At 70.2% G+C, this 12,548-nt stretch carries 14 protein-coding genes; 10 read left to right on the top strand and 4 right to left on the bottom strand.

Annotated features, from left to right (window positions below; translation table 11 throughout):
- The first annotated feature begins 7 nt into the window (after positions 1 to 7).
- Both C7C45_RS01965 and C7C45_RS01960 read left to right on the top strand, forming a co-directional pair.
- A complete protein-coding gene (locus tag C7C45_RS01965) occupies positions 8 to 592 on the top strand; it encodes a TetR/AcrR family transcriptional regulator (RefSeq protein WP_110561893.1) in 585 nt (194 codons plus the stop codon).
- Entirely contained in the window at positions 589 to 1,455 is an 867-nt protein-coding gene (locus tag C7C45_RS01960) for an alpha/beta fold hydrolase (protein ID WP_167454606.1), read from the top strand. Before C7C45_RS01965 ends, C7C45_RS01960 begins: the two co-directional genes overlap by 4 nt.
- Here the strand turns inward: C7C45_RS01960 and C7C45_RS01955 are convergent.
- Positions 1,427 to 1,741: a VOC family protein gene (locus C7C45_RS01955; RefSeq protein WP_208641037.1), complete on the bottom strand. Its 315-nt coding sequence runs from the start codon at positions 1,739 to 1,741 to the stop codon at positions 1,427 to 1,429. The genes C7C45_RS01960 and C7C45_RS01955 overlap by 29 nt on opposite strands.
- A gap of 60 nt (positions 1,742 to 1,801) precedes the next feature.
- Positions 1,802 to 2,200, bottom strand: coding sequence for a hypothetical protein (locus C7C45_RS01950; protein ID WP_110561890.1), 399 nt, complete (start codon positions 2,198 to 2,200; stop codon positions 1,802 to 1,804).
- Positions 2,201 to 2,604: 404 nt separating this feature from the next.
- Between C7C45_RS01950 and C7C45_RS01945 the strand changes: the two genes are divergently transcribed.
- The 4 genes from C7C45_RS01945 (at position 2,605) to C7C45_RS01930 (ending at position 6,753) form a co-directional block, all read left to right on the top strand.
- The gene (locus C7C45_RS01945) at positions 2,605 to 3,864 is read left to right on the top strand and encodes a glycoside hydrolase family 16 protein (protein WP_110561889.1); all 1,260 of its coding nucleotides are present in this window, start codon (positions 2,605 to 2,607) and stop codon (positions 3,862 to 3,864) included.
- A gap of 163 nt (positions 3,865 to 4,027) precedes the next feature.
- Positions 4,028 to 5,050 carry a DUF4331 family protein gene (locus tag C7C45_RS01940; protein ID WP_110561888.1) on the top strand — a complete coding sequence of 341 codons (1,023 nt, stop codon included), beginning with the start codon at positions 4,028 to 4,030 and terminating at the stop codon, positions 5,048 to 5,050.
- Positions 5,051 to 5,183: 133 nt separating this feature from the next.
- On the top strand, positions 5,184 to 5,732 hold the full coding sequence (locus tag C7C45_RS01935) for a hypothetical protein (protein ID WP_110561887.1): 549 nt from the start codon (positions 5,184 to 5,186) through the stop codon (positions 5,730 to 5,732).
- Positions 5,733 to 5,748: 16 nt separating this feature from the next.
- A complete protein-coding gene (locus C7C45_RS01930) occupies positions 5,749 to 6,753 on the top strand; it encodes a COG1361 family protein (RefSeq protein ID WP_110561886.1) in 1,005 nt (334 codons plus the stop codon).
- 51 nt (positions 6,754 to 6,804) lie between these two features.
- On the opposite strand, the gene C7C45_RS01925 is transcribed toward C7C45_RS01930, so the two are convergent.
- The gene (locus C7C45_RS01925) at positions 6,805 to 7,035 is read right to left on the bottom strand and encodes a DUF2188 domain-containing protein (RefSeq protein WP_110561885.1); all 231 of its coding nucleotides are present in this window, start codon (positions 7,033 to 7,035) and stop codon (positions 6,805 to 6,807) included.
- A gap of 72 nt (positions 7,036 to 7,107) precedes the next feature.
- Positions 7,108 to 7,767, bottom strand: a complete 660-nt coding sequence (locus tag C7C45_RS01920; protein WP_110561884.1) for a M23 family metallopeptidase — start codon at positions 7,765 to 7,767, stop codon at positions 7,108 to 7,110.
- A gap of 122 nt (positions 7,768 to 7,889) precedes the next feature.
- Between C7C45_RS01920 and C7C45_RS01915 the strand changes: the two genes are divergently transcribed.
- The 4 genes from C7C45_RS01915 (at position 7,890) to C7C45_RS01900 (ending at position 12,538) form a co-directional block, all read left to right on the top strand.
- Positions 7,890 to 10,292 (top strand): PEP/pyruvate-binding domain-containing protein, encoded by a 2,403-nt coding sequence (locus C7C45_RS01915; protein ID WP_110561883.1) that lies wholly within the window; start codon positions 7,890 to 7,892, stop codon positions 10,290 to 10,292.
- Between the two features lie 30 nt (positions 10,293 to 10,322).
- Positions 10,323 to 10,988: a hypothetical protein gene (locus tag C7C45_RS01910; protein WP_110561882.1), complete on the top strand. Its 666-nt coding sequence runs from the start codon at positions 10,323 to 10,325 to the stop codon at positions 10,986 to 10,988.
- A gap of 52 nt (positions 10,989 to 11,040) precedes the next feature.
- On the top strand, positions 11,041 to 11,607 hold the full coding sequence (locus C7C45_RS01905) for a TetR/AcrR family transcriptional regulator (RefSeq protein WP_110561881.1): 567 nt from the start codon (positions 11,041 to 11,043) through the stop codon (positions 11,605 to 11,607).
- 283 nt (positions 11,608 to 11,890) lie between these two features.
- Positions 11,891 to 12,538 (top strand): ABC transporter ATP-binding protein, encoded by a 648-nt coding sequence (locus C7C45_RS01900; RefSeq protein WP_110561880.1) that lies wholly within the window; start codon positions 11,891 to 11,893, stop codon positions 12,536 to 12,538.
- The last annotated feature ends 10 nt before the right edge of the window (positions 12,539 to 12,548 follow it).

The following is a 12,548-nucleotide window of genomic DNA, read 5'->3' as shown; positions in this document are numbered from 1 at the left end:
GTTGGTTATGCCACGGCAGGGTCTGACAAGCGCGCGCGTCTCGGCCGCCGCAGCCGAGCTGGCTGACTCGGTCGGTCTGTCGAAGGTGACCGTTGCCGCCGTGGCGCGGCACTTCGGCGTCTCGGACGCCGCGCTGTACGTGCACGTCCGCAGCCGCGACGCGCTCATCGAGCACGTCGCCGTCCGGGCGGCGGCCGCGTTCGCCGACGACCTGGCGATCGCCGTGGCTGGTCGAGCCGGCCACCAGGCTCTCGTCGGTTTCGCCAACGCCTGGCGCGCGTTCGCCGCCGCGCACCCCGGCCAGTACGCCGCGACGCAGCTCCCGCTACCGCCCGAGGTCGGCACGAATTCGGCGGGACACCTACGCATGATCGAGCTGAGCTACGCGATGTTGCGCGGGTACGGGCTCGACGAGCCGGCCCTGACCGACGCGATCCGATTCGTCCGCAGCACCTTTCACGGCTTCGCGAGTCTCGAAAACGCCGACGGTTTCGGGCATCCCCGCGTTGTCGACGCGTCGTGGCACTCGATCCTCGACGCGGTGCACACCACTCTGAGCAACTGGCCAACCGGAACGCGGGAGCAGAAGTGAACAGCCACGACCAGTACGTCGAGTCCGCCGACGGGACCCGCCTGGTGGTTCGGCGCCTCGGTGCCGGCGACCCCGTCGTCCTCGTGCACGGCTCGGGTGGTGGGCTGCACTCCTGGGCCACCGTCGCCGAGCGCCTCGCCAACGACCACGAGGTGTGGATGCCGGCCCGACGCGGTTACGGCCCCAGTGACGTCCCGGCCGGCGCGAAGTCCTTCAAGGACGAGACGGGCGACCTCATTGCCGTTCTCGAGGCGGCGCGCCAGCCCTCGGGCCGGACGGTCCATCTCGTCGGCGCGTCCTACGGAGCGACCCTGGCGTTGCACACCGCGCTGGCCGATCCGCGTGCCATACGTTCGCTGGCCGTCTTCGAGCCGCCGCTCTTCGCGGCCGGAGCGGAGATCGCATCCCCGCTGGCCCGGTACCGTTCCGCCTTCGAGCGCGACGACGCCGAGGCGATGGCAGCGGCGTTGAACGACGTGACACGGGTTCCGGCGGAGATTGTCGCCGCGTTCGCCGCCGCGGCGGGCGACCGGACGCCCGACCCGGTCGAGGCGCGGCGTTCGGCGATCGGCTGGCTGCACGATCTCGAGGCTCTCGCCGAGGACAGCACGGACATCGCCCGGTGGTCCTCGATCACCGTGCCGACCCTTCTGCTGGCCGGCGGCGACACGTGGGAGCCGATGCCCACGACGATGAACGCGCTCGCGACGACGATTCGGGAGGCGCGGCACGTCGTCTGGCCGGGCCAGTCGCACTTCGTGACCATGACGGCGCCCACCCTGGTCGCCGACGCTCTGCGGCAGTTCTTCGCCGAGGTCTCCGGACCCGCGTCCGTCACGCGTGGGAATGGGCCAAGATGTTGAGGACGTGGCCGCTCGGATCTCGGACGAAGAACCGTCGCACGCCCCACGGCTCGTCGGTCAGGTCGTGGACGATCTCGGCCCCGGCGGCGCGCGCCGCCCGGCAGCTCGCGTCCACGTCGGCGACCTCGACGGAGATCACCGGGACGACGGGCGCGGTGGCGTCCTCCGTCATGAGGCTCAGTTGCACCTCCGGCCGCTCGGGATCGGCCAGCGTGACGATCCAGCCGAGGTCCATGACGATTCGCAGGCCGAGGACGGTGGTGTAGAAGGCGGTCGCCTCTGCCATCGAGGCGCTGTGCAGGTCGGCGACTATCCGCTGAACGGCCACTCCTGCCGACTCCGCCGGCTAGCTGACCTGAGCCACCGGCGCGGGGCGGTGCTTGATCTCCTCCATGAACGGGAATGTGGCGGTCAGCTCGGCGAGCGTCAGACCGGCTCGCCAGGCCGAGGCCACCTGGGCGACCTGCAGCAGGTCCATGACGTCACCCCGGGCGAGGACCTCCCCCGAGACCCGAATGTCGATCATGAAGTATCGGGCCTGCGACCCTAGCCCCACGCAGACCACGCCCTGGTCGGAGTGCAGCTCAGCGCAGGTGAACCGGCTCCGGCCCTGCTCGGGGGCAGTGATGTGGCCGAGGTCGAGCCCGTGGCGGGCACCGGTTTCGATGAGCGCGGGGGCCAGACCACCCCGCTCGACCAGATCCGGGTAGAGGCGCACGCCCAGCGCCGTCGACGCGTCGCTCATGACTGACTCCCACTTCCTTGTGACAGAGACCAGCAGCGCGCAAGTTACGAGAAGGTTTCCTGCACGCCTCGCCATCCTGTCCCGCGTGGACGTCCCACGGCAATAGGAAGGGTCGATTCGACCGCGATCGAGTTACGCACGGCCCGCGACGGCGGGACGCCCAGCCCTTCCGCCGGGTCGGTGCCGTCCATTCCGGATTCATGGACCGCAGGCATGGATGGGCATCATGCCGTGGCGGATCCCGACGACTCGCCGCTCACCGACCAACATCAGGGGCGTAACGGACGGTCGTCGCATTGGAAACACTCTTGACAGAAAGACATGATATCGACATGCTTCACTTTAGAGAGCGCTCTCCATTTCCGGTACGCAGCCTCCGCCACTCCCTCGCTGAGGAGCCTCCCGTGTTCACAGCCCGCCCCAGCCTCCGCTTTCGCCCCCTCGTACTCATGGCCGTCGCCCTCGTCGCGACCACCGCGGCGCTCGTCGTCCCGGCGCAGTCCGACCCCGCCAAGGCCGCCATCGGCCCGATCACCTGGCAGGACGAGTTCAACTCGCCCGCCGGCACGCCCGTCGACCAGAACAAATGGCGGTTCGACATCGGCGGCAGCGGCTGGGGCAACAACGAGCGGCAGTACTACACGAACAGCACCAGCAACGCCGTGCATGACGGCCAGGGCAACCTCGTCATCACCGCCCGTCGGGAGAACCCCGCCAACTACCAGTGCCACTACGGGCGCTGCGAGTACACGTCCGCGCGGCTGCTGACGGCAGCCACCTTCACCCAGACGTACGGCCGATTCGAGGCCAACATCAAGATCCCGCGCGGTCAGGGCATCTGGCCGGCGTTCTGGATGCTCGGCACCGGCGGCGGATGGCCCGACGCCGGAGAGATCGACGTCATGGAGAACATCGGCCGGGAGCCCAACACCGTGTACGGCACCGTGCACGGGCCCGGCTACTCCGGGGGCGGCGGCATCACCGGCAGCCGCACTCTCGGCGGGCCGCTCGCGGACGGCTTCCACACCTACCGGGTGGATTGGGAGCCGAACGCGATCACCTGGTACCTCGACGGGGTGCAGTACCACCGGGTCGATCCCGCGCGGCTCGGCGGCAACCGCTGGGTGTTCGACCACCCCTTCTTCATGATCCTCAACGTGGCGGTCGGCGGGAACTGGCCCGGCTACCCGGACGGCTCCACGCAGTTCCCGCAGCAGATGCTCGTCAACTACGTCCGGGTGTCCAGCTACACCTCCGGTGGCGGCGGCGACCCGGCTCCCGGCACCAGCCGGATCAGGGGTACGCAGAGCGGTCGCTGCATCGACATCCCCAGCGCCAACCCGGTCGAGGGCGCCAAGCTGCAGATCTGGGACTGCAACACCACCGCCGCCCAGGCGTGGACCTTCGCCTCCGACGGGACGGTCCGCGCGATGGGCAAGTGCATGGACCCCGCCTGGGCCGGCACCGCGAACGGCACCGAGGTCAACCTGGTCAGCTGCAACGGCAACACGGCGCAGCGCTTCACCCTCAACGCCTCCGGCGACCTGGTCAACCTCAACGCCAACAAGTGCGTGGACGTGCGGGAGGCCAACCCCAACAACGGCGGCAAGCTGCACCTGTGGGACTGCGTGGGCGCTGCCAACCAGAAGTGGTCCCGCGTCTGACGACGCCGGCACGAGCGGGGTGGGCCGTCCGAGAACAGCTTCGGGCGGCCCACCGCCTGGCCTGGCCCTTATGCGAGCCGGGATTCCGCCGATGGCGCGGGGACCAGCCCCATGCCCGCTATGTTCTGGTTTATCCAAATCAGGCATCTCCGGGAGTGAGCTCATGTCGCACCACCTCGACACCCCCCTCGCCGCCCAGGGCGGTCAGCTCTACATCGACGACCTGTACGTCTTCAACGGCGACCGCGCCACGGTGTTCGTCATGGACGTCAACAGCTCGGTGACGAAGGCCGACATCAAACGCGGCTTCCACGCCGAGGCGCGCTACGAGATCAAGATTCACTTCAACGGCGCGGACATGGAGGGGCTGACCTACCGATTCGCCTTCGGCGAGCCGGACGCCGACGGCAAGCAGGCCCTCCAGTTGTACGAGCTCCCCGGAGCGGATGCCCGCGACGACGCCGCGATGGGCACTCCGATCGCCGAGGGGCGCACCGGCGAGGTGTCGACCGGCGGCAACGTCCGGGTCTGGGCCGGACGGATCACCGACCCGTTCTTCATCGACCTCGACGAACTCGCCACCATCAACGGCGCGGTCAAGAACGGTTCGCCGGTGGACCGCTCAGCGTGGCGAGCCGACCAGGCCAAGAACAGCTTCGCCGGCACGACCGTCGAGTCGATCGTCCTCGAGGTCTCCCATGACGAGCCGCTGCTGCGCGACGGCACCGAGATCGGCGTCTGGTGCCGCACGATGCTGGCCACCGACGCCGGCGGATGGCGCCAGATCAACCGCGCCGGGCACCCGATGATGTGGCCGATCTTCTGGCCCCACGACACCGACTTCTCCGACCCCGCCAACTTCCGGCACCCCAGCAAGGACCTCACCGAGGGCGGCGAGGAGATCGCCACCGCCGTCGCCGGCGTCGTCGCCGCCAACGGCACCGCCCCCGACCCGCAGGCGTACGGCTGGAGCGTCGCTCGGCAGCTCTATCCCGACCTGCTGTCCTACCGGGTCGGTACGGCCGCGAACTACGGCTTCGCGATCCGCAACGGTCGCACCATGGCCGACAACGCGCCCGAGGTGATGTTCTCCCTGATCCTCAACATGGGCACCACATCCGGCCTCACCTCGGACGTCACCAAGGCCGCCCGCGCCGCGAGCTTCCCGTACGTGGTGCCGGCCTGAGAGGTCACCCACTCCGCGACCTCGCGGGCCTCCCCGCAGGTCGGAAAACGCCCGATTTATCCGATATGCGCCCGATCGCCCGCATAGTCTTCTCAGTGCATCCCATGGGGGATTCCAGGACGAAGGAGACTTGATGCGCAGGAAACTTCTCGCCGCCGGCCTGGCCGGTGTCGCCGCAGCCGCCGCCCTCGCCGGGCCAGCCGCCGCGGACACGACGGGCGACACGATCGTGACCCTCACCGTCAACGCCGCCGGTGGCCTGTCGATCACGGTGCCCGCGACGGCGAACATCGGCAACGGCGTCGAGGGCACAACCGTCTCCGGCCAACTGGGTCCGGTCACCGTGCTGGACCAGCGGGGATCGCTCACCCCGAACTGGACCGCCACCGTCGTCTCCACCGACTTCGTCACCGGCGGCGGCAGCTCCGGAGAAACGATCCCGAACATCAACGTCCTGTACTGGTCGGGTCCCGCGACCGGGACGGCCGGCTCCGGCACCTTCACGCCGGGCCAGCCGACCGCCGCCCAGGCGGTGATCATCAATACCCCGAAGGTCGCCTTCAGCAAGACGGGTGGCACCGGCAACAACTTCGCGAGCTGGAACCCCACGCTGCAGGTGAACATTCCGGACGGAACCGTCGAGGGCGTCTACACCGGGACGGTGACACATTCGGTGGTCTGAGCCGCTCGGCCGGCTGGTGCTGCTGGCCTCGGTCGCTCTCGTAGCGTTCGGGACGTCGGCCGCACCAGCCGTTGCCGCGCGGGAGCAGCGCTACGAGCCGGGGGACGACCCTGCCGCGATCAACCTTCAACTGCTGGACATCCCCGCCAAACGGGCCGAGGATCCGCGCGCCCGGGTCTACATCATCGACCATCTCAAGCCGGGCGCGACGATCAACCGGCGGGTGGAGGTGCGCAACGACTCCCCGGTGGCACAGAAGATCGAGCTCTACGCCGGGGCCGCGTCGGTCGAGAACACCACCTTCACCATTCCCGAGGACCGCACGGGCAACGAGCTCAGCGGCTGGATCAAACTGAAGACGCCCGCGGTCGAGCTCGCCCCGGGCGAGCGGGAGCCGGTCGCGGTGGACATCACCGTTCCGAGGAACGCGTCCAAGGGCGAGCGGTACGCCGCCATCTGGGCGCAGGTGACCAGCGGGACGAAGCAGGGCGGCAATGTCGTGCAGGTGCACCGGGTGGGTGTCCGCGTCTACCTCGACATCGGTCCGGGCGGCGAGCCGCCAACAGACTTCCGCATCGGCGACCTGGGCGCCGAGCGCGGAGTCGGCGAGTTCCCGGTGGTTACCGCGAACGTCACCAACACCGGCGAACGGGCGCTGGACATGACCGGGCGCCTGACGTTGAACAAGGGAGCGGTCCAAGCCGGGCCGTTCAAGGTCACCAACGGCGTGACGATCCTGCCGGGCCAGAGCGGCAAGGTCCGCATCGAGGTCAACCAGACCCTGCCCGCGGGCGTCTGGGACGTACAGGTGCTCCTCGCCAGCGGGCTGGTGGAACGCAGGGCGGATGGGCGGATCACCCTACCCGTCGCGGCGCCGATGGCGGTCGAGAGGTCCCCGCGAGCGGTCTGGCTCGCCTACGCGACCGGCATCGCGGCACTGCTGGTGCTGGTGGTGCTGGTCGGCTGGCATCTCGCCCGTCGACAACGGACACGTCTCACGTCCGGTCGCCGGCTGGGCTGACGCGGACTGACCTCGTCGGCGGCGCCGAGGAGGTCAGTCCGCGGGAAGCTGTCAGCCCTCGATGTCGCGGGGGTCGCGGCTGCGCGGGTAGGTGTTCTTCTCGCCGATCGTGCCGTCCTGCTTCTTGACCACGTGTTCGACGCCACGGTCGGAGGCCATCTCGCGGCCCTGGGCCTGCGCGTCGGCCTTCCCGTCATGGGTGCTGCTGGCCCGCTCGTTGCCCTCCGCCTTGTTCTTCCACTGGCCGTCCTCGTGGTACGTGTCGACGTCACCCTTGACCATGGCTGGCTCCTCCCTGGCGTCTGAACTGTCTTTCAGATCAGTGCCCCGAGCCGCGCCGGGCAAACCGCGTCCTCAGGAGACAGCCGGGCAGTTGTTGCTCACCCGCCGGAGGATCTGTTCGCGTTCGTCGGTGGTGATGCCCGACGGCGTACCGTCGAAGTGGGTCTCGACCTTGTCCCAACCTCGGCGCTGCTCGTAGTGCAGATGCGGTGCGCCGGAGTTGCCGGTGCTGCCGAGCCGCCCGATCTGGTCACCCTGGGCGACCTTCTGCCCGACCGTGACCAGGGGCGGTTCGAGCATGTGCAGGTACTGCGTCTCCCACTTGCCGCCGTGATCGATCTTCACCCAGTAGCCGCCGCCACGCCCTCGGGCACCCTCCGGGTTCTCCGGGGTGCGGCTACCCAGCGACCCGTTGATGCCCGCCACGGTGACCGTGCCGGCGTACGACGCGAGCACCGGCCGTCCCCACGCCTCGCCCTCGGTCGGAAAGAAATCGACGTCATAGTCGTCGTGACCGGGGTAGGTGCTGAGCTGCCACGTCTCGCCACAGGAAACCGGCATCTGGAAGAGCGGGCGCGGCCCGGCCGGTCGCAGCATCGGCACCGCGATCACCGCGATGCCCAGGACGGCTGCCATCGCGACGAGCGCGAGGAGGACGCGGGTGGCACGCCTTCGAGGGCGGCGGTGGGAACGGGCTCTGCTCGGGCTGCCGGTCGTCACCGGGCCGAGCATGGCAGATGTCGGCAACGCCTCGTCTCGGGGGCGCACGCCATCCAGGTGACATTGCAGTCGCATCGCGAAGGCGCTACGGTGGGATGCAATACAGACGTATTGCAAACGGAAGCAGGCTCCCGATGCACGTGATCCCGTTGGCCGAGGCGACCGCCGACCTGGTCGACCTGGTCGGCGGTAAGGCCGCCGGGCTGTGCGAGCTGATCCGGCGAGGCGAACGGGTCCCCGAGGGCTTCTGCATCACCACCGAGGCGTACCGACTCGGTGTCATCCCGGCGGCCGAGGTCGTCGCCGCGTACGAACGGCTCGGCGCGGGTCCGGTGGCGGTGCGCTCCAGCGCCACCGCCGAGGACCTGCCGGACGCCAGCTTCGCCGGGCAGCAGGACACCGTCCTCAACGTCACGGGCACCGACGCGCTGCTCGCCGCGATCGGGAAATGTTGGGCTTCGCTGCACACCGACCGTGCCACCGCCTACCGCGACGCCCGCCAGATCGATCACCAAGCGGTGCGGATGGCTGTCGTCGTGCAGCGCATGATCACGCCCACGGTGGCGGGGGTGCTGTTCACCGCGAACCCGCTGACCGGCCGCCGCGACGAGATGGCGGTCGACGCCGCCGCCGGTCTCGGAACGATCGTGGTGGAAGGCGCGGCGACCGTGGACCACTACGTCCTCGACGGCGTCCCGCGGGACGACACCGGATGCCTGACGTCCGCGCACCTGACCGACCTGCGCGAAACGGGCGAGCGGTTGCAGGCCCACTTCGGCTGCCCACAGGACGTGGAGTGGGCGATCGACGCGGACGGCGTCCGGTGGCTTCTGCAGTCGCGGCCGATCACCAGCCTGTTCCCCCTCCCGCCGGACACCGGCAAGCCCCTCCCCCGGGTCTACCTGGAGTTCGGTCACGTCCAGGGCATGCTGCAACCGGTCACCCCGATGGGCATGTCGACCCTGCGGACGCAGATCGCCGCGATGCTCGCCGCACTCGGCGTCCGGGTCGAGATCGTCGACATCGGCGGACGCCTCTACGGCGACCTGACCGACCTGGCCCGAGACCCCTCGGCCCGCAAGCGACTGGTGAAGCTCCTGGCGGTCGACTTCGGTCCGCGCGCCCAGGCGGTGATGCAGCACGTGCTGGCGGATCCTCGGTTCGCCCCGACCCGCGGCGGCACCGCGCGCGGCGGGGCGCAGGGGGCCGCGTCGCTGCGGACCGCCCGCCGCGCCGTGGTGGGGATCCTGCGGGCTCTGGCCCGTCCCGAGGCCGCACGGATCCGGATGTTCGAGGCGATCGAGCAGATGAGAGTACGCTCGGCCGCCCCCGCCGACCTGCGGACCGCAGCCGATCGACTGCGCTTCGTACAGGCGCGGGACGCCGACGACAGCGCCGACGCGATCATGTGGCCGATCGTCGCGGGGATGCTCGCCGCCGCACTGCCGACCTCGTTGCTCAAGGGCGTCGCCACTCCGGACGAGATCCACACCGTGCTGGGCGGAATGCCACACAACGTGACCATCGACATGGACCTGGCGCTCTGGCGACTCGCCCAGGGCGCGACGGACCACCGCCAGCTCCTGCTCGACAACCCGCCGACCGAATTGGCCGCACGCTATCTGCGCGGAACGCTGCCCGACATCGGCATGGCCGCGTTCCTGGACGTCTACGGTCATCGGGGCGTCGCCGAAGTCGACCTCGGCGTGCCCCGCTGGGAGGAAGATCCCACCCCGGTCTTCGCCGCCGTCGCCAACTATCTGCGGGTCACCGATCCGCAGCAGGGCCCCGACCAGCGCTTCCAGCGGGCCGCCACCGCCGCCGAGGCGGCGCTGGCGGAGCTGGTCACGCGATCGGTCCGTCGGCGGCCGGTGCGGGGCACCGTGGCCGGGTTCCTGCTGCGCCGGGCGCGATCGTTGGCCGGCCTACGCGAAGCCGGCAAGTTCGCCGGGCTGTACCCGCTACGCGAGACGCGCCGGCAACTGCTGCTCATCGGCGCCGACCTGCACGGCGCGGGTCTGCTGGACCAGCCCGACGACATCATGTTCCTGACCCTCGACGAGGTGCACGCCGCCGTACACCAGGATGTTGATCACAGTGGGACGGTCGCCTCCCGCCGGGAGGTGCACCGGCGGGAGCTGCGCCGACGCACGGTGCCGGTGGCGGTGCTCTCCGACGGCACGGATGTCGAGACGGTCCTGCCGGCGGCGCCCACCGGCGACGGGACGCTCACCGGCGTGGGCGCGTCGGCGGGTCGGGTGACCGGCCCCGCCCGGGTCGTCCACGACCCGGCCACCGCCCACGTCGAGCCCGGTGACGTCCTGGTCACCGCGACCACCGACCCTGGTTGGACCCCGCTGTTCCTCACCGCCGCGGCGCTGGTGACCGAGACCGGCGCGATCATGGCGCATGGCCCGACGGTGGCCCGCGAGTACGGCATTCCCGCCGTCATCTGCGTGCCGGACGCCACCCGGACGATCTCCACCGGCCAACTCGTCACCGTGGACGGCGGCGCCGGAACCATCACCGTCCACTGACTCTCCGCCCGCCTACCGACGAGGACGACAATGACCGACACGAAGGCATCGACCAGGGTGCAGGTGGGTCCGTTGCTGCGCCGCGCGGCCGCGGCCGAGGCCGCGATGTGGCGCAGCCTCTACCTCTGGGCGCGGCGCAGGCCACTGCCGCTGGCTCCGGGCGACGAACCGTTCGGCTACCTCGGTGTGGTCAAACCGATCCTCGGCATCTTCATCGGCCTGTCGGTCGTGGAGATCCCGATCTTCGATGTCGTCGTCACCCACGTGGTGCCGTGGCGGCCCGCCCGCTGGATCGTGCTCGGCCTCGGCATCTGGGGTCTGCTCTGGATGATCGGGCTCTTCGCCAGCATGACGATCCATCCACACATCGTGGGTGACCGAGGGCTGCGAGTGCGCCTCAGCTCGGGCATCGACATCTGGATCCCGTGGACGGATGTCGAAGCGCTGCGCAAGCGGTACCGCTCACTGCCATCGAGCAAATCGGTGCAGGTCGAGCAGGAGGGTGACCGTCGGGTGGTGTCCATCGCGGTCGGCAGCCAGACCAGCATCGACGTCCTGCTGCGCCGACCGCTGACCTTCAAGGAGTCGAAGACCGGGTCCACGCCGATGGACGAGCTGCGGCTCTACGCCGACGACCCGGACGGCCTGCTCCGCAGCGCTCGCGGCACCCCCGTTCGCAACACCGTCGGCCGGTAGCCACCGCCGCTGGAGAGGTGCCCGGGCCACCCACTGTGAAACGATCGAGGCCATGCCCAAGAAGGTCGACCACCAGGAGCGACGCACCCTCATCGCGGACGCGTTGATGCGGGTCGCCGCGGATCAGGGCCTGGAGGCCGTCAGCCTCCGTCATGTGGCGGCCGAGGCCGGTGTGTCCGCCGGAATGGTGCAGCACTACTTCCGCACCAAGGACGAGATGATGGCGTTCGCGTTGAGCGTGGTACGTGAGCGCAGCCAGGTCAGGGTCACCGAGGCGATCGCACGGCTGGGCGTGGACCCCTCGCCCCGGCTGCTGCTGCGCACGATGATCGCGGCGCTGTTGCCCCTGGACGAGGGGACCCGCGACGACGGGCGAGTGGCGCTCGCGTTCCTCGCCTACACGGCGGTGCGTCCGGCCGCCGCGCCCAGTCTCCGCGAGGGCACCCGGCAACTCACCGGGTTCATCGCCGGGATCCTGCCCGACGGCCACGGTGACGCCGCCGCAGCCGGCCTGCTGGCGCTGATGGAAGGGCTCGGCGTCTACCTGCTGGGCGGGCAGTACACCGCCGAGCAGGCGCTGGGCGCGCTGGACGCTCACCTCGACCTAATCTTCGCCTGATTCCGCCGCAGCCGGGCGTTGGCCCCCCACACGCCAGCAGTCGGCGGCGAACGCGTACACGCTGGCGCACCTGCCGCTGGTCGCCGGGGCCGTCGACTTCGCCCGGCCCGCGCTGGCCGCTCTCGGGCTGCTGACGACCTTCCTCGCCGCCCTGGTCAGCTACGAGCGGCGACCCCGGGTCGACTGACCACCTCGGATCGCTGGCGGATCGACGGGATTGTGCGGGTCTCGCCCGCCGTGACAGTCTGCGGATCCTTGGTGACGGAAGAGGGGGCGGTGGGACATGCTGAGCATGCACGGGGCGTCAGTGGGCTACGGCAACGCTCCGGCCGTCCTCCGGGAGATCTCGCTGACGGTCCGGCCGGGACGGGTCCTGGCGTTGACCGGGTCGTCGGGCGCGGGCAAGACGACGCTGATCAACGCGATGGCGGGGTTGTTGCGGCCACGGGACGGCACGGTGACTGTCGACGGGCAGCCGCTCCGCGATCGTGATCACGCGGTGGAGCAACGGATCGTGCTCATCCCGCAGGACAACGGCCTGGCCCCGATTCTCACGGCCGCCGAGAACCTGCAGGTGGCGCTCGTGGCCGACGGCGTGACACCACCCGGCGCCCGCCGGCAGACCGCCGCGATGCTGGATCTGCTGGGCCTTGCCGGCCAGGCCGACCAGCTCGTCGAGGAGTTGTCGGGTGGCCAGCAGCAGCGTACGGCCGTCGCTCGCGGTCTGGCCCTGCGCGGGAGCGTGCTGCTGGCCGACGAGGTGACAAGCGAGTTGGACGCGGGCAACCGGCAGCGGGTGCTGGAGCTGTTGCACGGCGAGGCACGGCGGGGCGCGGCGGTCGTGTTCGCCACCCACGACCCGGAGGTGGCCGCCGCCTGCGAGGCGGAGCTGCACCTCGTCGAGGGGCGGGCGGAGATCATCCGCGACTGAGGGCGCCGGT

Source organism: Micromonospora arborensis (genome assembly GCF_003205615.1).
Classification (GTDB): domain Bacteria; phylum Actinomycetota; class Actinomycetes; order Mycobacteriales; family Micromonosporaceae; genus Micromonospora; species Micromonospora arborensis.
The sequence above is the reverse complement of the archived record's forward strand: the minus strand, read 5'-3'. Positions and strand labels throughout refer to the sequence as shown.